This window comes from Paenibacillus luteus, from assembly GCF_006542765.1.
GTDB classification, from domain to species: Bacteria; Bacillota; Bacilli; order Paenibacillales; family Paenibacillaceae; genus Pristimantibacillus; species Pristimantibacillus luteus.
This window is the reverse complement of record NZ_SKCD01000005.1, coordinates 64,255-84,634: the sequence shown is the minus strand read 5'-3', so window position 1 is coordinate 84,634 and position 20,380 is coordinate 64,255. Positions and strand designations below refer to the sequence as shown.

At 48.1% G+C, this 20,380-nt stretch carries 18 protein-coding genes; 15 read left to right on the top strand and 3 right to left on the bottom strand.

What is annotated here, in order from left to right:
- The 3 genes from E0496_RS03785 to E0496_RS03775 all read left to right on the top strand — a co-directional run bounded on the left by E0496_RS03785 (position 1) and on the right by E0496_RS03775 (position 3,362).
- Complete coding sequence (locus tag E0496_RS03785; RefSeq protein ID WP_161601300.1) at positions 1-1,449, top strand: glycosyltransferase family 2 protein; 1,449 nt, start codon at positions 1-3, stop codon at positions 1,447-1,449.
- A 17-nt stretch (positions 1,450-1,466) separates the two neighbouring features.
- Positions 1,467-2,141 (top strand): FkbM family methyltransferase, encoded by a 675-nt coding sequence (locus E0496_RS03780; RefSeq protein WP_141500339.1) that lies wholly within the window; start codon positions 1,467-1,469, stop codon positions 2,139-2,141.
- 96 nt (positions 2,142-2,237) lie between these two features.
- Entirely contained in the window at positions 2,238-3,362 is a 1,125-nt protein-coding gene (locus tag E0496_RS03775; RefSeq protein ID WP_141500338.1) for a glycosyltransferase family 2 protein, read from the top strand.
- A gap of 141 nt (positions 3,363-3,503) precedes the next feature.
- On the opposite strand, the gene E0496_RS03770 is transcribed toward E0496_RS03775, so the two are convergent.
- Entirely contained in the window at positions 3,504-4,448 is a 945-nt protein-coding gene (locus tag E0496_RS03770) for a GDP-L-fucose synthase family protein (protein WP_141500337.1), read from the bottom strand.
- 201 nt (positions 4,449-4,649) lie between these two features.
- On the opposite strand from E0496_RS03770, the gene gmd reads away from it, so the two are divergent.
- The 10 genes from gmd to E0496_RS03725 all read left to right on the top strand — a co-directional run bounded on the left by gmd (position 4,650) and on the right by E0496_RS03725 (position 16,594).
- Positions 4,650-5,723 carry a GDP-mannose 4,6-dehydratase gene (gene gmd / locus E0496_RS03765; RefSeq protein ID WP_141500336.1) on the top strand — a complete coding sequence of 358 codons (1,074 nt, stop codon included), beginning with the start codon at positions 4,650-4,652 and terminating at the stop codon, positions 5,721-5,723.
- Positions 5,723-7,051, top strand: coding sequence for a sugar phosphate nucleotidyltransferase (locus tag E0496_RS03760; RefSeq protein WP_141500335.1), 1,329 nt, complete (start codon positions 5,723-5,725; stop codon positions 7,049-7,051). The genes gmd and E0496_RS03760 overlap by 1 nt, the downstream gene beginning before the upstream one ends.
- Positions 7,041-8,882: a polysaccharide biosynthesis protein gene (locus tag E0496_RS03755; protein WP_141500334.1), complete on the top strand. Its 1,842-nt coding sequence runs from the start codon at positions 7,041-7,043 to the stop codon at positions 8,880-8,882. The genes E0496_RS03760 and E0496_RS03755 overlap by 11 nt, the downstream gene beginning before the upstream one ends.
- The gene (locus tag E0496_RS35495; protein ID WP_161601299.1) at positions 8,879-9,838 is read left to right on the top strand and encodes a Rossmann-fold NAD(P)-binding domain-containing protein; all 960 of its coding nucleotides are present in this window, start codon (positions 8,879-8,881) and stop codon (positions 9,836-9,838) included. The genes E0496_RS03755 and E0496_RS35495 overlap by 4 nt, the downstream gene beginning before the upstream one ends.
- Before the next feature lie 211 nt (positions 9,839-10,049).
- Complete coding sequence (locus tag E0496_RS03750; protein ID WP_161601298.1) at positions 10,050-13,871, top strand: phospholipid carrier-dependent glycosyltransferase; 3,822 nt, start codon at positions 10,050-10,052, stop codon at positions 13,869-13,871.
- Between the two features lie 15 nt (positions 13,872-13,886).
- The gene (locus E0496_RS03745) at positions 13,887-14,888 is read left to right on the top strand and encodes a glycosyltransferase family 2 protein (protein WP_141500332.1); all 1,002 of its coding nucleotides are present in this window, start codon (positions 13,887-13,889) and stop codon (positions 14,886-14,888) included.
- Positions 14,881-15,321: a GtrA family protein gene (locus E0496_RS03740; protein ID WP_161601297.1), complete on the top strand. Its 441-nt coding sequence runs from the start codon at positions 14,881-14,883 to the stop codon at positions 15,319-15,321. The genes E0496_RS03745 and E0496_RS03740 overlap by 8 nt, the downstream gene beginning before the upstream one ends.
- A gap of 15 nt (positions 15,322-15,336) precedes the next feature.
- Positions 15,337-15,993 (top strand): class D sortase, encoded by a 657-nt coding sequence (locus E0496_RS03735; protein WP_141500330.1) that lies wholly within the window; start codon positions 15,337-15,339, stop codon positions 15,991-15,993.
- A gap of 126 nt (positions 15,994-16,119) precedes the next feature.
- Positions 16,120-16,344: a helix-turn-helix domain-containing protein gene (locus E0496_RS03730; protein WP_006040330.1), complete on the top strand. Its 225-nt coding sequence runs from the start codon at positions 16,120-16,122 to the stop codon at positions 16,342-16,344.
- Between the two features lie 88 nt (positions 16,345-16,432).
- On the top strand, positions 16,433-16,594 hold the full coding sequence (locus E0496_RS03725; RefSeq protein ID WP_141500329.1) for a LuxR C-terminal-related transcriptional regulator: 162 nt from the start codon (positions 16,433-16,435) through the stop codon (positions 16,592-16,594).
- Between the two features lie 32 nt (positions 16,595-16,626).
- On the opposite strand, the gene E0496_RS03720 is transcribed toward E0496_RS03725, so the two are convergent.
- Both E0496_RS03720 and E0496_RS03715 read right to left on the bottom strand, forming a co-directional pair.
- Positions 16,627-17,013, bottom strand: a complete 387-nt coding sequence (locus tag E0496_RS03720) for an aspartyl protease family protein (protein WP_141500328.1) — start codon at positions 17,011-17,013, stop codon at positions 16,627-16,629.
- Positions 17,010-17,270, bottom strand: coding sequence for a hypothetical protein (locus E0496_RS03715; RefSeq protein ID WP_141500327.1), 261 nt, complete (start codon positions 17,268-17,270; stop codon positions 17,010-17,012). The genes E0496_RS03720 and E0496_RS03715 overlap by 4 nt, the downstream gene beginning before the upstream one ends.
- A 305-nt stretch (positions 17,271-17,575) precedes the next feature.
- Between E0496_RS03715 and E0496_RS03710 the strand changes: the two genes are divergently transcribed.
- Positions 17,576-19,546, top strand: a complete 1,971-nt coding sequence (locus E0496_RS03710; RefSeq protein WP_141500326.1) for an ABC transporter substrate-binding protein — start codon at positions 17,576-17,578, stop codon at positions 19,544-19,546.
- Positions 19,547-19,573: 27 nt separating this feature from the next.
- Positions 19,574-20,161 carry a nitroreductase family protein gene (locus E0496_RS03705; RefSeq protein ID WP_141500325.1) on the top strand — a complete coding sequence of 196 codons (588 nt, stop codon included), beginning with the start codon at positions 19,574-19,576 and terminating at the stop codon, positions 20,159-20,161.
- Positions 20,162-20,380: the final 219 nt, after the last annotated feature.

Here is a 20,380-nt window from a genome sequence, read left to right as displayed (position 1 = left end):
ATGGTACCGATCATCAGCGTTGTCATCCCCTGCCGGGATGAGGGGTTGAATCTTGAGCAAGCCATCGAATCCTGCCTAAACTCCGCCTTTTCGGCATTTGAAATTATCGTGGTCGATTACGGTTTGAAAGACGGCTATGCACAGGATGTTATCAGACGACTGAATCATACGAATATACGAATGGTAGAACAAGAAAACAAAGGAGTTTCATATGCGAGAAACACGGGAATCCGGGAAGCGAAGGGCGAGTTTATCATTTGCCTAAATGCGGATGACAAGCTTCATCCCGCCTTCATGGGAAAGGCGCTTGAGCAGCTAATGGGCCAATCACAGCTTGGTTTTGCTACGTCAGGCTATCAAACGTTTGGGGCTATTCATTATACCTGGGAGGCACCCCCTTTTCATTTGGGCCATTTGCTGTCGCAAAATATCGTATGCAGCAGCGCTTTGTTTCGCAAACAGGCATGGCTGGAGGCGGGAGGCTTCAACGAGAGCATGACCGAGGGATACGAGGATTGGGATTTTTGGATCTCGCTCGCAAAGCGAGGGTGGGGCGCTGCCATTGTTGCGGATACGCCTTTATCCTACCGTGTGGCAGGCGGAGCTTCCGATGATTTCAAGCACGACCGGCTAGTGCGGCAGGTGGCAAATAATCATCCGGATCTGTTCAGCGAGCATCGCCTTTACGAGCTTTGGCATGATTGGCTGAAGGATGAATTGCAGGTGAGACGAATGATACGGAATCAACTGGGCACAGAGCTTCGAATGGACCCGTTGGTCAGCATCATTATTCCTTGCTATAACTACGGCCGATACGTAGAGGATGCGGTTAACTCCTGCCTGGGCTCGACCTTCCAAGAATTTGAGATTATTGTCGTAAATAACGGCTCCACCGACCCTTATACGATTGAAGTGCTGAACCGGCTGAAAAAACCAAAGACGAGAGTGATCCATGTACAGACGAATATTGGGCTGCCGCATGGCCGAAATGTAGGGATCAAAGCGGCAAGAGGCAAATATATTTTGCCCCTTGATGCGGACGATAAGCTGCGGCCAACTTTAATCGAAAAAGCGTTTCGCGTGCTGGAAGCCAAGCCGGAACTTGGCTTCGCAACGGTAGGCTTGGAGTATTTCGGCGATACCTCATGGGTTTGGATACCGCCCGTATTCGATTTCAATCGTCTGCTCTCCGAGAATATCGTGTGCGTAACGTCGCTATTCCGCAAACAGGCGTGGATTGCGGCTGGCGGCTACAACGAGAACATGATTTATGGCTATGAGGATTGGGATTTCTGGATCTCCTTATGCGAGAGCGGGTGGCCTGGCGAAGCGATTCCGGAGGCGCTGCTTCTCTACAGGCGCCATGGGCATTCGTTATCCTATGACGCGGGCCAACGGCATGCTGCCATTGTCCAACAAATTCGGAATAACCATCCCCAATTCTATTAATCTAAGGAGGTAAAAGCATGAGCGATTCCATGGCTGATTTTTATTCTTCCTTCAAGGGTCCGGGCAATTTGTATTTTGATATCGGAGCCAACGTAGGTAACCGCACGCGCGTTTTTTTGGATCTGGGCGTGAATGTCGTTGCTGTTGAGCCGCAGCCGGGCTGTCAGGAGGTGCTGCTGCAGCAATTCAAGGATAGGCCGGGCTTTACGCTCATTCCTTATGCGTTAGGAAGCAGCGAAGGGCAAGCGGAAATGATCGTCAGCGACGCGCATACGATATCGTCCATGAATAAAGAGTGGATTCAGACGATGAGAACCAGCGGACGCTTCGGCCATTATAATTGGTATCAGCCGATTACCGTGCCGGTCATTCGCTTGGACACGCTGATTGCCCAGTATGGGATGCCGGATTTTTGCAAAATCGATGTGGAGGGCTATGAGATGCAGGTTTTTCGCGGATTATCCAAGCCGATCCCTGCCCTGTCCTTTGAGTTCTCGGATGAGGTCATGTCCTCTACGCTGTCGTGCATCCGCTATTTAGAGAGTCTTGGCCGCTACCGCTTCAACCTCTCTCTAGGGGAATCGCTAGCCTTCCATTATGACAGCTGGTGTTCGGCTGAGGAGATGTGCGGGCGAATGGGCAGCCTGAAGGCTGATTTATTATGGGGCGACATTTATGCTGTGCGGCTTTGACCGCAAGAACAGTGAATATGCCCCGCGGCTTTTGTCCAATCCATCCGCAGCTATCGATCATCCTATAATAGAGGATGTATTGAAGGAGGCCGAGTGGTGCCAAAAGTAACGGTATTAATGCCCGTCTATAATGGTGAATTATTTTTGCGTGAAGCGATTGAAAGCATATTAAACCAAAACTTCAATGATTTTGAGCTGGTGTTGATTGACGATGGCTCCATTGATCAGAGTGCGGCTATCATTTCGTCATACGCTGACCCTCGCATTCGTTTTTATAGCAATGGCTCCAATCGAGGATTGATCTTTACGCTGAATAAAGGGCTTGATTTGGCAGAGGGCGAATATATCGCGAGAATGGATTGTGATGACTTCGCGTTCCCAGACCGACTTGGAAGACAAGTCGAATTTATGAACCAGTATCCAGAAATTGGGCTCTGCGGCACTGCTATGAAGTATATGCATCAGGATGTATGGGTGAAGCATCCGACAGACCATGACGATATCAAGGCGGGGCTTCTTTTCTATTGCGCCTTGAATCACCCGACAGTTATGATGCGTAAATCAGTCGTAAAGAGTTATGCGCTCTATTATGACTATAATTCCCCCCATACGGAAGATTACGAGCTTTGGTCGCGCATGGCTCATTTAACTCGCGTGACGAACCTGCCCGATGTCCTGCTCCATTATCGGATTCACGGGGAGCAAGTGGGTGCGAAGCATGGCGAGGAACAGCGGCTAGTCGGCAGGAAGATCGTTTACAACCAGCTCATTCGCATGGGACTCTTGCCTTCAGACGAAGAGCTCAATCTCCATATGGACGTATGCAACCGGCGGCTGCGGGCAACCGATGAATTTATTCAAAGCGTAAGAGGCTGGTTCGACAAGCTGCGCACAAAAAATAATGAGTCGAAGCTGTTTACGCCGCAAGGTCTCGAGAACGTGCTGAACGCTTATTTTGCAGAGGTATCGAATTTTTATTTTGCCAATCGCGGAGCAATCCACCGGACAGTCGCGCCTGCCGTGGTTAGGCCGAGAAGAGCAAAGAGCGTGCGCGGAAAGAGCCGGAGCAGCAGAAAGAGTGGAGTTAATTGGATAACGAAGCGCGGAAGGAAGACAGCAAAGCCACTGGCTGCAAGGAATCCTAGAAACGGGCTTGCTCGTAAACCTTTACTGAAAGCAGGACTGCGCAAGCCTGCTGCCTTGAAGAAGAGAAAATACTAACCGAATGGAAAAGCCTCAGCGAGAGTCATCTCTCGCTGAGGCTTTTGTTAAACCATAAAGATCTATGCGTCTTTCAACGCCAAGGAATGGTTATCGTTCTTCACGTCATGAGCGATTACTGGCAAAAGCGGTGCCAGCCGTTTAAGCTTTGGCTTGCTGACCGATATACCATTGCACCGTTTTCTCCAAGCCTTCGGGCAAATCGGTTTTGGCTTTAAAGCTGAATAGCTGCTCGGCCTTGGACGTGTCGAGACATCTGCGAAGCTGACCGTCGGGGCGGCTTGCGTCCCATACAATAGTTCCGTTATAACCGGTTTTCTCAGCAATGAGCTCCGTCAGCGCTTTGATTGAAATCTCTCGGCCAGTGCCGATATTAACGGGCTCCTCGCCATTGAATTGATCGGTAGCCTGCACAATGCCTGCGGCCGCATCCTCGACATATAGAAATTCGCGAGTAGCGATCCCTGTGCCCCAAACCTCAATATGATCCGAGCCCTGCGCTTTGGCCTCTAGACATTTGCGTATCAATGCTGGAATGACATGCGATGTTTCCAAGTCGAAGTTATCCCGCGGACCGTAAAGGTTGACCGGAAGCAGAAAAATGGAATTAAACCCGTATTGCTTGCGGTAGGCCTGTGACTGAACGAGCAGCATTTTTTTGGCCAAGCCGTAGGGTGCATTGGTTTCTTCTGGGTAGCCATCCCACAGTTCCTCTTCCCTGAAGGGAACATTCGCAAATTTGGGATAGGAGCAGATCGTGCCGCAGGCTACAAATTTCTCAACGCCGTGCAGACGGGAGGCTTCCGCTAGATGGATGCCCATGGAGAGATTGTCGTAGAAGAATGAGCCGGGATTAACGCGGTTTGCTCCGATGCCGCCGACCTTAGCCGCTAAATGAATGACAATATCGGGATGGGTATCCCGAATGAGGGACAGACAGACCTCCTGCCTTGTTAAATCGTATTGCTTGCTTCTAGGCACAATGATGTCCCCTGCGCCGCTCTTTAGAAGAAGCTCGACCACGTGTGAACCCAAGAACCCCGATCCTCCTGTGACCATAATTTTTTTTCCTCTAATATTACTCATGATTAGCCTCCGACCTCCTATAGTTTCCTAGTAAGCTTAATATCTATTTCTACTTAACAGATTATGTAGCTAGCGCTCAAAGTGAGCATGCCATTGCCTATTTGTGGCTTGCCGCTTGAGAAGCTTCCTCTATGTCCATACCATTTCCACTGTCGAACATACAATGATAGTAATTGTGATGATAGGGAAGGGGCAGACGAATTGAAGATTGCATTAATAACAGGGGTTACGGGACAAGACGGCGCATACCTTGCTGAATTGCTTTTAGATAAGGGTTATATCGTACACGGGCTGCAGAGGAGAAGCTCTCTGCCGAATACCGGAAGGATCAATCAATTGATTGATAACGCTGATGTCTATGAAAAAACGTTTTTTTTGCATTACGGGGATCTGACAGATTCATTGAATCTCGTACGCATTATTGAGAGAGTCAGGCCGGATGAGATCTATAATCTAGCAGCGATGAGCCATGTTCATGTCAGCTTTGATACGCCTGAGTATACGGCCAATGCGGATGGCATCGGCACGCTTCGCATTCTGGAAGCTGTCCGGATTCTTGGATTGACCAACCACACCAAAATCTATCAAGCATCGACCTCCGAGCTTTATGGGTTGGTTCAGCAAATTCCTCAGCATGAGAAAACACCGTTTTATCCCCGCAGTCCCTATGCCGTTGCCAAGCTTTATGCCTATTGGATAACCGTCAATTACCGTGAAGCCTACGCTATGTTTGCCACTAACGGCATCCTCTTTAACCATGAGAGCCCTCTACGCGGCGAAACCTTCGTATCCAGGAAGATTACGAAGGCCGTCGCCCGCATTGCGCATGGTCTTCAAGACAAGGTCTACCTCGGAAATCTAAATGCCCAAAGGGACTGGGGGCATGCCAAGGACTATGTGGAAGCGATGTGGCTGATCCTTCAGCAGGAGGAACCGGAGGACTTTGTCATTGCCACGGGTTCAACGACGGAAGTAAGGGAATTCGTCCGGCTAGCCTTTGCCGAGATTGGCGTGGATATCGCTTTTAAAGGGGAAAAGGAAAACGAAGTGGGTTATGTGAAGGCAAGTCACAATCCACGGTATGCCTTGCCGATTGGCAAGGAGGTTGTTGCGGTTGATCCGAAATATTATCGCCCTACGGAAGTCGAACTGCTGCTCGGAAGCCCAGAGAAAGCGAAGGAAATATTAGGTTGGGTGCCTAAATACGATGTGTATGCCCTTGTGAAGGAAATGGTCAGTGATGACCTTGAGGCAATAAAAGGAGAGAGAGCCTAATGAAAATCATTTTACTTTCGGGAGGCTCTGGGAAACGACTATGGCCGCTCTCGAACGGCTCACGGACGAAGCAGTTTTTAAAAGTGTTGAGAGGCGCAGACGGCGAGAAGGAGTCGATGGTGCAGCGGGTTTGGCGACAGCTTCAGGAGGCAGGCCTCGCGTCTTCCACTTATATTGCAACATGCTCCTCCCAGGTGGATTTAATCAAAAATCAAATCGGCGATCATGTCCCGCTCATCGTCGAGCCGGAGCGAAGAGACACCTTTCCTGCCATTGCGCTCGTTTCCGCTTATTTGAACTCTATCGCTTGCGCGGATAAAGATGAAATTGTGTGTGTCCTGCCAGTAGATCCCTACGTAGACACTGTTTTTTTTGACAAGGTGAAGGAGCTCGAGCACGTTCTGAACGAAACCGATGCAGAGGTTGCTCTCATTGGCTCCAAGCCAACTTATCCTTCTGGAAAGTACGGCTACATCGTTTCCGATCCAGCCGCGCAGGATGGTTTATCCAGCAGCATTGTGATTGATCGGTTCGTGGAGAAGCCTTCTGAGGATGAGGCTGAGCGGTTAATTGAAGCGGGAGCATTATGGAATTGCGGGATATTTGCCTTCAAGCTTCATTATTTGCTTACGCTTCTGAAAGCTAGATCCTTTCCTGTGAGCTATCAGGAGCTTAGCCGCCAGTATACTCAACTGCCGAAACGCAGCTTTGACTATGAGGTGCTGGAGAAGGCGCAGCAGCTCCGGGCAATCGTTTATGAAAGCGGCTGGAAGGACCTTGGCACATGGAACACCTTAACAGAAGAAATGGACACGAACCTAATTGGACGGGGTCTGATTAGCGAGGACTCGATCAATACGCATGTGCTGAACGAATTAGACATTTTGATTACGGTGCTTGGCTTGTCCAATGTCATTGTAGCTGCAAGCCCAAACGGCATTCTTGTAGCGGATAAAGCAGCGAGTCCCCGGATTAAAGAAATGATGCAGCCGATCGACGAAAGGCTCATGTATGAGGAGCTTCGGTGGGGCTGGTACCGCATATTGGATTTGTTCAAATTAGACGAAGATAGGGAAACGCTTGTCAAAAAGGTCGTCGTTCATACCGGAGAGCAATACACGCGGGAGTCAAAACCAGGCAGCCGGGTCATCTGGACCGTTCAAGCCGGCAAAGGCGTAGCGATTATCGGAGGCATGCCGCAAACCATTGCTCCCGGAGATTGTCTGGAAATGGATTCTAGCATCGCTTCCAGCGCAGCCGCATTAACTGAGCTGACGCTTGTGGAAGTCCAAATTGGAAATGCGGGTGGAGTGGCTTATGACCTATAGAAGAAGGATGCTGGTCTTATCCATCATCGATAACATGCTGCTTATCGGAAGCTGGCTATATGCTTTCTTCTTAATTTATGACGGGCTGCCGCTTTGGTCGCTGAATGCGGTGGATTATGTCCTTGCCGGCTCGTTTATAGCGATGAGCTATTTCTTTCTGGTTGTTAGTAAATCCTATAAAACCTTGTGGAAGTATGCTGGCATATTGGAGCTGCTTGGCGTGTTAAAGTCCATTACGCTATCGACTGCGCTTTATGCCGTATTACTCGTTTTCTTTGCGGAAAACCATTTCTCACCGTCCATGCTGATCGTGCTTGCTTTAGCCTCTATGGTACTGCTTGGCGGCATTCGCCTTGCTGCCATGAAGCCGCAAGAGCACAGATCGGCCTTGAAGCCTTCCAAGAAGAAGGCGTTAATTGTAGGAGCCGGCGCTGCGGGCACCATTGCCGCAAAATACCTACTCCTACACGACGTTGCGGGATTATCTCCCTTCGGCTTTATTGATGATAATGATAAGAAGCAGAACTACGAGATTTATGGGGTGAGGGTACTCGGGAAAACTTCGGATATACCTAGGCTCGTCAGCACACATGGTATTACGGATATCTTGATCGCCATACCGTCGGCAGAAAGCGGGGAGCTGAGCCGGATCACTTCTATCTGCAAGCAGACGCCGGCCGAAGTGAGGATATTGCCCCGCATGCAGGATATGCTGCTCGGCAGGCATGCCGGAGGCAAGGTAAATGAAATCGACGTTAAAGAGCTTCTCGGCAGGGAAATGATTAATGACTCGTTAATTGATGCGCAGAGCTATATAAAAGGTAAAATCGTACTGATTACCGGAGCGGGCGGCTCCATAGGCGGCGAACTCGTCAACCAAGTAGCCAAGTGCGCCCCTGAGAGCATTATTTTACTGGGACACGGCGAGAACAGCATTCATCTGATCGAGGGAATCATGAGAGAGCGATATCCGGCCCTGCGGATCACTAGCGTCATTGCAGACATTCAGAATCCGATTGAGGTGGAGCATGTATTTCATCGTCACCAGCCGTCAATCGTATTCCATGCAGCCGCCCATAAGCATGTTCCCCTCATGGAAAATAATCCGTCCGCAGCAGTGAGGAACAATGTTTTCGGCACGATGAATGTCGCGGAGCAGGCGGTGAAAAGCGGCGTTCAGCGTTTTGTCTGCATCTCCACGGATAAAGCGGTCGAACCCGTTAATGTGATGGGGATGACGAAGCGCCTGGCAGAAATGATCGTACAAATGAAGTCTAAGCACAGCGCGACAACCTTCTCTATCGTAAGGTTCGGCAATGTATTGGAGAGCAGGGGCAGCGTTATTCCGATCTTTAAGAAGCAAATTGCGGCAGGGGGACCGGTCACGGTGACGCACCCGGAAATGGTCCGCTATTTTATGACGATCCCCGAAGCGGTTCATCTCGTTCTGCAAGCGGGAGCCTTATCCAAGGGCGGGGAAATCTTCGTGCTCGATATGGGCAAGCCGGTCAAAATCGTTGATCTTGCGAAGGCGTTAATCCGCTTTGCGGGTTATGAGCCTGAAAAGGAGATGAAAATCGTGTTCACGGGCATGCGCCCGGGTGAAAAGCTGTCTGAATCGCTATTTTATGAGAAGGAGCAAATTTTGCCAAGCCAGCATCCCCGGATTTTTATCGCATCCCCGAGAATGATTGATGAAGGGCAGCTGCAAGCAGATATCTCTAAGCTCAAGGAGACGCTTATTCAAGAGCCGGACAAAGTGAAGGAAATACTCGGAAGCCTCCTCAGGAAGTATGGCTCAGACCGTGATGAGTCTGGCGATGCGTTGTGAAATCGGGGATCGATGAATGTGTACGGAAAGCAAAAGAAAGCAACCGGCTGTCGATTGCGATTATCGGATCAACGGCGAAGCATGACAATCCCCCATTTCTGCGAGGTCCCGAGAGGGAGTCAGAGCGGTTTGTCGCTTGCTATTATATCATCGGCCAGCAGAAATATGTGCGAGATATCTGTGCATACGCAGACGGAAAAGTAGACTATATCTTCATTGACGCAGAAGCAAAAACAGAGGAAGCCGGTGATTTTGTTGCAGTCGCCAGAGGCTGCGCATTCCTCAGTGGTATTAAAACCTTTAAAGGGAACGATATTACTGCACTGGCCTGCGATCTTTTGATTAATGAACTCGCTCCGATGTTGGCTGGAAGGAAAGTGTCGATCATCGGGGCGGGCAATCTGGGCTCAAAGCTGGCGCTCACGTTTGCGGAGAGGGGCGCTTGCGTGCATATCAACCGAAGAGACGATAAAGGAGAACTCATTGCGCAGGCGCTGAATACAATCATGCCTAGGCATAGCCATGGCCGGGTCTATAATGAACCAGATCTGTCTTTATGCGTAAAGGATGCACAGGTTCTGGTAGGATTTACGCAAGGGTTTCCGGTCATAGGCGAGGCAGAAGTTCATTTGCTGGCTAAGCAGGCGGTTATCGTGGACGGCGGGATCGGGACGCTCAAGGAGGATGGCATTGCCGCAGCAAGGCAAAGAGGACTGACCGTCATCCGGCTCGATGTCCGACTTGCTTTCTCCTACGTGATTGATGCGATTCTGAATACGGAGCACTTCATCAAGCATGTTGCGGGAACCGCAAGCATCGCAGGCCAAAATTACGTCGCAGGTGGCGTCATTGGCGAGCAAGGGGATATCGTTGTTGCCGATATTAGAAAGCTTACGGAAATCATCGGCATTGCAGACGGGAAGGGTGGACTCAGACCCTTTCATTCAAATGGATAATCCTCTATTTCTACATGAAACGGATAGCCTCCTCGGGCAGAGGACGGCGATGCCGTTTCTTCTTGTGTCCAAGAGCGTTTTTTGGCGTTCTTCCAAAAGCAATGAAAAAATGTTTTTTTCATTGACCATCCGTTTAATTTCACATAGAGTTAAGTTAGATAATGCAAAGAAATCGGCAACTTTATTCGAATATGAGGTGGAAAACGGAACGATGATAAACAAGTTTAGTCGCGCTACAATAACCATCCTTCTCCTTACCCTTCTATGGCCGGCGGTTGTCGGTCATGCTGCAAGCAATCTATTGAAAAATGACAGCTTTGAAAACGTGACCGAGGGAGCTCCGGCAGACTGGCAGCATGATGCTTATTTGAAGGACGAGCATATCACTTCGTACACGCTCGACAATACCGAAGCGCATACGGGTACCTATTCCGCGGTGCTTGAAAATAAGGAAGCCAACCATTCGCGTTGGACACAGGTGATTACGGTAAAACCGAAATCTACATACAAGCTATCCGGTTACGTAAAGACCGAGCAGATCGGCCCGGATGCGGCAGGAGCGCATTTTTTTGTGGACGGCGTTGCGGTAAACTATCCGGAAGTGAAAGATACGGGTGGGAAGTGGGCTTATATTTCCTTCTACGCCAAAACAGGCAAGGACCAGAAGAGCATTACATTCGGAGCCAGCCTTGGCGGCTACGGCAGCATTAATACAGGCAAAGCATACTTCGATGACGTTAGCGTAGAGAAGGTTTCGAAGGCACCTTCGGGCTCAGAGGTATTCAGTTTGGTTGCTACGGAGACAGGCCAAGGCGCGGATCCTTCGGATACAACGGTCTCAGTTGTCCCATTGGTTCTATTCGCAGCGCTGTTCAGTTTGTTTTTTGCTTTGATTTACAGAAGACTGCTCCGCGAGCGAGGCTGGCTCGATGAGAAGCCTCATTTGCATCAGGTCATATTTGTTCTTATTTTTGTAGCGGCGTTAGTAGTGAGGCTATGGATTGCCGTTTCAAGCAAAGGCTACGCCAATGATATTGCCTTGTTCATGGCTTGGGCCGATCAAGCGGCGAAGCAAGGGCTTTCCGGCTTTTACCATACCGGCATGTTCGTAGATTACCCGCCAGGCTATATTTATATCCTTTATCTTTTAGGTCTCATCAAAAATATGCTGTCATTGGATTCAGGCTCCAATGCGGCAATGCTTTTATTCAAAATGCCGGCGATGCTGGCCGATCTCGCAGCGGCGTATATGGTATTCCGAATCGGGAAGAAAAAAGCAGGCTATTCAGTAGCCTTATCGCTTGCGCTGCTTTATTTGTTCAACCCGGCCGTTCTCGTTGATTCTGCCGCGTGGGGACAAGTAGATTCGATCTTTGCGCTCGTTCTTGTCCTATCTATCCATGGGCTAGCGGAAAATAAAATTGCACGAGCCTCTGTATGGTTCGCGATTGCGGCGCTAATTAAGCCGCAGGCGTTCATCTTTACGCCAGTGCTGCTGCTCTGGCTCTTGTACCGTGTATGGCATCACAAGGAATGGAAGCAGGTGGCGACCAGCGCGGTCTATGGCTTTGCTACCTTTATCTTGCTGGCGCTCCCGTTCTTCTGGGGCAATGGCGGGCTCGCCGGACTGTTTAATTTGTACAAGGGGACGCTCTCCTCGTACCCATATGCGACCCTGAATGCCTTTAACTTTTATGCGCTGAGCAACGCGAACTGGAAGCCGATTACGGATACATGGCTGCTGTTCGAGTTCCAGAAATGGGGATTCATTTTCATTCTCGCAGCAGTAGCGGGGGCGGCTTATTTCTTCTTACGCAAACAAGACAAGGATACGCCTAAGCGTGTGTTTTTTATCGCGATGGTGCTTATCATTATCGTATTTATGGGCGTTACTAAAATGCATGAGCGTTATCTGTTTCCGGTGCTGCTGCTTGGGATTTTGGCATTCCTGCAGACGCTCGACCGCCGAATGCTGATGGTGTTTTTCGGATTCAGCTTAACGACTTATATTAATATCGCGTATGTGCTTGATTACAGCAAAGTGACGACGAATGTGCCGTTTAACGGCATCGTGTTATTGTGTTCGTTGGCAAATATTGGTCTGATGCTTTACATGTTTTATATCGGATATGATAAATATGTACGCGGAAGAGTTGTTCTGATCAAGCCTGTAACGGAAGAAGAACTTAAGCAGGCGGATAACGAAGCCCTATCGGACCATAAAGTAGAAGCTGTCTCTAGAGTGAAGCCTGAGAAGAAGCGTCTGGAGCGCAAAGACTGGATTTGGATGGGTGCAGTGACCCTAATTTACGCGTTCGTAGCGCTATTTCAACTGGGCGAGATGAAGGGACCAACAACGGCCTGGCAGCCAGCGGCGGTCGGCCAAAGCTTTTATGTTGACTTAGGCGGGGTGAAGCAGCTTGAGAAGATCAACAGCTTCGGCGGCGTCGGTACCGGCAAATACAAATACGAATTCAGCCAAAACGGCACCGATTGGGATAATGTCATGGAGGTCGACAGCAGCCATGTGGCTGTCTTTACCTGGAATACCCAGCCGGCTGCCCTGCAGGCAAGGTTCGTGAAGCTGACCACGGTTCAGACTGGCTTCTCGATGCACGAAATGGCGATTTATGAGCAAGGCAACAAAACGCCACTTTCGATCGTCGGTATCAATGACGAGCAAGCAGGGGAAGCCAAGCGAGGCAGCGTTTCGCTGCTCTTCGATGAGCAGCAGCTTGTTAAATATGATGCGACCTATATGAACGGTTCCTATTTCGATGAAATCTATCATGCGCGAACGGCTTATGAGCACATCGAGCATATCGTAGCGTACGAGAATACGCATCCGCCTCTTGGCAAAATCATTATCGCGATTGGAATCAAACTCTTTGGGCTGAATCCGTTCGGGTGGCGCATCGCGGGTACGCTATTCGGAATAGCCATGCTGCCTTTGATGTATTTGATGGCTAGAAGATTGTTCAAGAGCAGCCTGTATGCCGGACTTGCAGCTGCGTTGTTCGCGGCGGATTTCATGCATTTTACGCAAACGAGAATAGCGACCATTGATGTTTACGGCGTATTCTTCATCATGCTGATGTTCTATTTCATGCACAAATATTATTCGTTAAGCTTTTACAGGGTAAAGCTGAGTACAACGCTGCTGCCGCTGTTCCTTGCGGGCCTGTTCTTCGGAGTCGGCGTCGCATCCAAGTGGATCGTGTTGTATGGAGGCGCAGGACTAGCGGTCATGCTAGGGTTGTCTTTATTTGATCGGTACAAGGAATATGCCGCCGCGAAGCGTGTGCTGCGCAAGGGCAAGACGCCTGACCCAGCCTTTAGCAAAGACAGGCTCCAGCATATCGTAAACGTATTCCCTCGTTATACGGTGATTACGCTCGCCGTGTGTCTTGTCTTCTATATTGTCATTCCGCTCGCGATTTATGCCTTGTCCTACATCCCGGTATTAACTGTCATGGATGAAGGCTATACGGTGAAGAGCTTTATTGATTATCAGAAGCATATGTTTAGTTACCACAGCAACCTGGTATCGACGCATCCGTTTTCCTCCTCATGGTGGGAATGGCCATTCATGAAGAGACCTGTATGGTATTATTCAGGCGACAACATGGCTGAAGGCATGAAATCGACGATCGTGGCGATGGGCAATCCACTCATTTGGTGGGCAGGCATTTTTGCAATGGTGGCAACCATATGGATAAGTATCAAGCGGAAAGACAAAGCGATGTATACCATTTGGATCGCTTTTCTCGCGCAGTATGTGCCTTGGATGCTAGTTACCCGTTTGACGTTCCTTTATCATTATTTTGCAATGGTGCCGTTTATCATTTTGAGTCTGGTGTATATGTTTAAAGTCATTGAAGAGAAAAAGCCAAGCTTCAGTCGCGTGCGAAATCTCTTCTTGGCGGGCTCGATCGTATTGTTTATTCTCTATTATCCCGCTCTTTCCGGTATGACCGTGCCTAGTTGGTATGTGGAGCATGTTCTGCGCTGGTTTCCAAGCTGGTTATTTTAAGAAAGGGGCATTCGGATGAAACAAGTGGCAGTGAAATACAGCGTAATCGTTCCCATGTACAACGAAGAAGAGGTTATCGAGCATACGTATGAGCGTTTGAAGCTTGTGATGGACAGTGCCGATGAGCCCTATGAGCTTATATTTGTCAATGATGGCAGCAAGGACCGGACAGTAGAATTGATATCGATGATCTGTGATTTTGATCCGAACGTCCGGCTTGTGAATTTCTCTCGTAATTTCGGTCATCAAATTGCCATTTCCGCCGGGATGGATTACGCCAAGGGCGATGCGATCGTCGTCATTGACGCGGACCTTCAGGACCCGCCTGAGGTGATTCTGGATATGATTGCGAAGTGGAAGGAAGGCTATGAGGTCGTATACGGAAAACGGCTCAAGCGCAAGGGAGAGACGGTATTCAAGAAGCTGACCGCCAAGCTGTTTTACCGTACCTTGCGCAGCCTGACCAATGTTGATATTCCCGTCGATACGGGAGATTTCCGTCTCATTGACCGGAAAGTGTGCGACGTGCTGCGCGGCTTGAAAGAGAAGAACCGCTTCGTGCGCGGCTTGGTGAGCTGGATCGGATTCAGGCAGACGATGGTGGAATATGAGCGCGAGGAGCGCTTCGCCGGCGAAACCAAGTATCCGCTTAAGAAAATGATCGCCTTTGCCATTGACGGAATCACTTCCTTCTCCTACAAGCCGCTAAAGATCGCAACGTACATTGGCTTTACGCTGTCGATGACGAGTTTCCTTTATTTACTGGTCGTTATTTTCCAGAAGCTGTTTACGGGAAGCACGATTGCGGGATGGGCATCGATTGTTGCAATGAATCTTCTATTCAACGGTATTATTCTTATCCTGCTGGGCATCATCGGCGAATATATTGGCCGTATATATGACGAATCCAAAAACAGGCCGCTTTATATTGTGCGGGAGGTTCAAGGATTCTCGGAGCTTGAGGGTAATCATACAGATTCTTCCAAAGATTCGGATCGGATCAAGGAGTATGTCTAAAGGTTCCTACAGAAAGCTCTTGATCCAATTTATAACCTTTAATCTGGTTGGGCTGCTCAACACGGCGATTGATTTTTTTATGTTTACGTTTCTAGTATGGGCCGGGACTTATTATTTGGCAGCACAGGTTATCGCATACGGCGCCGGTATGATTAACAGCTTTGTGTTGAACAGCCGATATACCTTTGGTAAGGGCAAAAATGACTTAAAGGATTCAAAGCCACAGCAGTTCAAGACGGGTGTCAGGTTTATCGTTTGGAATGGGATATTGCTTGGCATTACGCTTGTTCTTCTCGCTGCGTTCACCGAGTGGTGGGGACTGAGCGAGCTCGTCTCCAAACTTATTGTAACGGTCATTACCGTTGCGCTGAATTTTTATGGAAGCAAAAAATGGGTGTTTACAGGGAAAAGGCCGCAGACAGGGAGCAGTTAGCGGAAGGCGGGAAAGATGAAGAGAATATTATCCTATACCTTAGTCGTCATTGGCCTTCTTATTCTGCTTTATCCGAAAGCAAGCGAATGGTATGACAACCGCCAGCAGGATAAGCTGATGGCGGAGTGGGAAGATGCGACCTTCGATGAAACGGCCCAGCAGCAGGCTCAGCAGCAGTATGAGCAGCTGACAGAGCTGTTTAACGAGGAATCCGCAGCAACGGATGTGCCTGTTGTCAGTACACCTACAGACGCGCCGACTACGGCTCCTGTTGCGCAGAAGATTGCATCCATCGCTACTTTAAAGATCGATAAAATAAAGCTTAAGCTGCCTGTTGTTGAGGGAGCGACCCAGAAAAACATGAAGTCCGCCACTGCCCATTTGAAGGAAACGACAGCGATCGGCGAGGTAGGCAATGCCGCAATTGCTGGGCATCGGATGCGCGCTAAGGGCCGACTGTTTAACCGTCTCGGCGAAGTAGCCGTTGGCGATAAAATCGTGGTGGAAACGAAAGACCAAACGTATACCTACACGGTTTATAAAGTCTCGATTGTAGAGCCAACCGATGTATCCGTGCTTAATTACAATAACAAAGACAAACTGCTCACTTTAATCACCTGCGACCCGATCGTAAACCCGACCCACCGCTTGATTATCCACGCTAAGATGTAAGCGGTGGGCAGCGCCCATTTTCTCCGCGTAACAGCACCAATGGTATCGCCCCTTCATAGTATAAGTTGACTGTATCCCTTAACCTTGTTAAACCATAAAAACCCGCGCAAGGAGGGGTGACAAACATTGAAGGGTAGCGACCATAAGAGCAAGTTTTTATTGACGCATCGTGAACGCGAGGTATTCGAGCTGTTGGTACAGGATAAGACAACAAGAGATATTGCACAGCAACTATTCATCAGCGAGAAGACCGTCCGCAACCATATTTCTAATGTCATGCAAAAGCTGAACGTAAAAGGTCGTTCACAAGCGGTTGTCGAGCTTATCAAGCTTGGTGAATTACAAATCTAACATAGCTAGATAATCGGACAGCATAGCGATATGCTGTCTTATTTTTTTGTTCTTAGGGTAGCGTCGATTTGGACGATGGTGACAAACATTGAAGGGTAGCAAGCATAGGAGCAAGTTTTTATTGATGCATCGTGAACGCGAGGTGTTCGAGCTGTTGGTACAGGATAAAACGACAAGAGATATTGCAGAACAACTATCCATCGGCGAGAAGACCGTCCGCAACCATATTTCTAATGATATGTGTTTTTAAACACACACACACCTATGAGCGGCGGGATGCGTTTAATTAAACTCAATTTTCATTGTTTCGAAATCCACTCTACACATGGTTTTCATCATAAAATCAAAACCGAGTATCCCATCAAAGCCATAAGGTTCTTGTAAAGACCCGAGCTGAATAGGAAAATCGTCCAAGACAATTTGTTCAATTTGAAGTCCAGGAATCTGCTGCTCATAGCAAATCTCGCTTGTTCCCCCTACCCCATACATCCGCTTTGCTCTTCCTTTTATAAAGTCAATATGAATGCCAATCGTAGCAAGTGCGTCGGTATCAAAAACCGTTGCAGCACATCCCATATCAAATAGAACATTTTGTAAAACAATCGATTGATTGTTGTGAGTTAAAGTTAAGGATATGATAGGCAAGCCATGCCGGAGTTTTATTTTCATGTCCGTTGCCTTACCCCTGAGAAGAATTCTTCAACAACCTCAACATCGCTTCGGCTGGTATGAAATACGTACAGCTCTCGTGTCGGATGCAACTTGTGCAAACGCTTATACCCGTTCCACGCTTCCTGTGGGTTGTCGTAGTCTTGAACGACCGACATGTCCTCCAGTTGGCGCACGCGATTATTGGAGCTTGCTTTGATTGCTTCCACTAATACAAAACGTCCCGGATGCAAAACGGTAATTTCGTCCCATTTCATCGGCTACACCTCGCTTGAATCTTAGTTAGTCTATTATAGCATACTCGTTCAAAGGTGTTGGAAGTGAGTATGGGTATTGTTATTATGCGGAAAATAGCTAGATAATCGGACAGCATAGCGATATGCTGTCTTATTTTTTTGAAACGTGAATTAGTTTTAAAAATGATGAGCGTAATTCTTGTTGATATAATCAATTCATGTTCAATATTGTAGTTGAGAAAGATTATCGATAAAATAGGATTAGAGCAGAGGCAAGCATTCCTTGCTAGTTTTTTCATACATAAAGGTTTGTGGAAGGTGAAACGATGTACGTAGACGAGCATGTTAAGCTTTGGAATCTGGCTTCGATCAAAATATGGGATGTACGGCACACGGTGTTGTACGCTGGCGAACAAGTAAATGCCTATCGAATGCCTGCCAGCGGGTTTATATATACGATACGGGGCAGCGCGACAGTTACGCTGGACGGCACCGCATACGCGGTTGAAAAGATGCAGATCTTGCATGGAGGCAAGGGAGTCTGTTTGGATATTACCCTCGCGGAAGACAGCTTTGAATATTATTTGATATTTTACCGGGCACACTTGCCTTTGCCAAGCAGTTTTGAGCTTCAGGCGCTGTTAGAGCAGCATTTGCCATTTCATATTCAATATGCTTTTGCCCCTAGCCATCCCGTCGGCTTATACGACAAAGTCCAAAAAATAGATCAGTATTGGGGTCAGACGGATGCGCTGGCGAAATTTCAGGTGAAAACGCTATTCTATCAATTTATAAACGAATTGATGAAGCAGTTGAACACGCAAGTCATTCTAACCGCCAAGCCCAATCTGGTTGCTCAAGCGATTCGGTATCTTCATGAACATTACGCTCTGCCGATTATGGTTGATTCATTGGCTGAGCTTCTGGACTGCAGCGCAGGACATCTGTCGAGAATGTTTAAGAAAGAGACGGGGAGCAGTCTAATCGCTTATTTAACTTGGATTCGATTGAATAAAGCGAAGGATCTGTTGCTGCATACGGAAGCATCCCTACAGCAAATAGCCGATGGTATAGGCATCCCGGATGTAATCTATTTCAATCGCTTATTCAAAAAGCATATAGGCTTGTCTCCTGGCCGTTTCAGAGGGAATGTGCTCAGTCTGCCAGTGAGTCAGGATAATGCTATGGTAAAATCAGAATTATCCATTGTCAGGCGTAAACTTCGCGGTTATATTCGTATTAATGATGATAATCATTATCAATATATACAAAAAGGAGATTTACGCATACCTATGAAATCGAAACAATCCGTCACCATGCTTTTATTGCTTAGTCTTACACTCCTATTGTCTGCTTGTTCATCCTCACCGAATTCGACGACAGCAAACGGGAATGGACAGAACAATACAGCGAAACCAACTGCCTCTGTACAACCAAGCGAGCAGCCAGCAGTGCAGGAGCGAGTAATTAAACATGCCTGGGGAGAAACCGTTATTAAAGGTGAGCCTCAGCATATTATTTCCTTATTCCCAGCCGCTACTGATTATTTGCTTGCACTTGGCATTGTACCACAAGCGGCGTCGAGCAATGGAGAGGGCAGCGACGAATTTCCTACTTACCTGTCTGATCGTTTACAAGGCAAAGAAAATTTGGGTTGGCAAGTGGAGCCCAATTTCGAAAGTATATTAGCAGCAGAACCAGACCTTATAGTTGGTCAGGATTTCATGGGTGACGCTTTCGAGAATTTAAATAAAATTGCGCCTACCTTGTTTGCGGAGAAAGTGAAGGATGAGCAGGGCGTCATTCGTATGAAAACGAGTCTGCTTAAACTGGGCGAAATGCTGGAGAAGACGGAACAAGCCAAGCAGGTTATCGCAGACTATGAGAAACAGGCAGCAGAAGGCCGTGATAAGATCAAGCAAGCGATCGGGGACGAGACGGTCATGTTCCTGCGCCTATCCGACAAAGAAGTCCGTTACTATAGCAAACGGAACTATGAGGTTCTTTATGATGATCTAGCTCTTCAGCCTCCCGCTTCTATACCTGATCCGTCTGAATCAATGAAGGTTATCTCTTTAGAAGCATTGCCGTCCATTGATCCTGACCATATTATCCTTTTATCATCGGATGGGGCAGAGGTAAGTGAAATTGAGAAAACTGCAGTGTGGAAAAGCCTGAAAGCCGTTAAGAACAACCATGTTTATATGGCTGATTACGGTTTATGGTTCCAAGGACCAGGAGGCCCAATCGGCCAAAGCAAAATTATTGAAGAAACGGTGAATTGGCTTACCCAATAAGGGAATGCAACGGGAGGACCAATCGATATGGAAATATCAGCAATAGAGAAGCTTATTCGAGAAAGAAGAACCATTCGTCAGTTTAATGAAAAGAAGCTGACCAAAGAAGCGGTTATTGATTTGTTGGAAGCAGCTGTATGGGCACCCGTGCATTCGCGCAAGGAGCCGTGGAGATTTATTTTGTTCATGGAAGCGGGAAGAAAGCAATTCGCAAATGCGGTGCTGCATACATTCTCCAGGGAAGAACGTGAACGATGGGAACAAAAGCTTCAACTTGATTATTGCGAGCGAATGCAGGCCCATCTGCTTGTTGTCATAGAGGCTGATCCAAGGCAAAGGGAATGGGAAGACGCTGTGGGGGCAGGCTCAGCACTAATTCAGAACGTACAACTGTTGGCCTGGGAGCAGGGAATTGGCATCGTGTGGAAGACAAATGAATATAATTTCGATCCCGATTTCTGCAGGCTTACTGGCGTGAAGCCAGGTGAGAGAATTATCGGAACGCTTCATCTAGGCTATTTTGATCAGGATAAGATTCCGAAGCCTCGGCCTCGTACACCGGCACGGGAACGGTTGACTTACGTCTCGGATGCAGGCGGAGAGGAACAGCAGTAATAATAAGCTAAGGCGTTTAGGGTATGGCTCTGCTTGTGTGTGAGCAAGCATCCCTCTGAACGCCTTTTTTTATATATTCACATTGTCCAACAAACTAACATAGAGGGATATTTGGACAGCATAGATATGCTGTCTTTTTTGCTTTGGCATAAACATGCTGCACTTGCGTAAACCCCATTTCGCTCCAACGGATGACTTTATCCAAATAGCGATGCAACG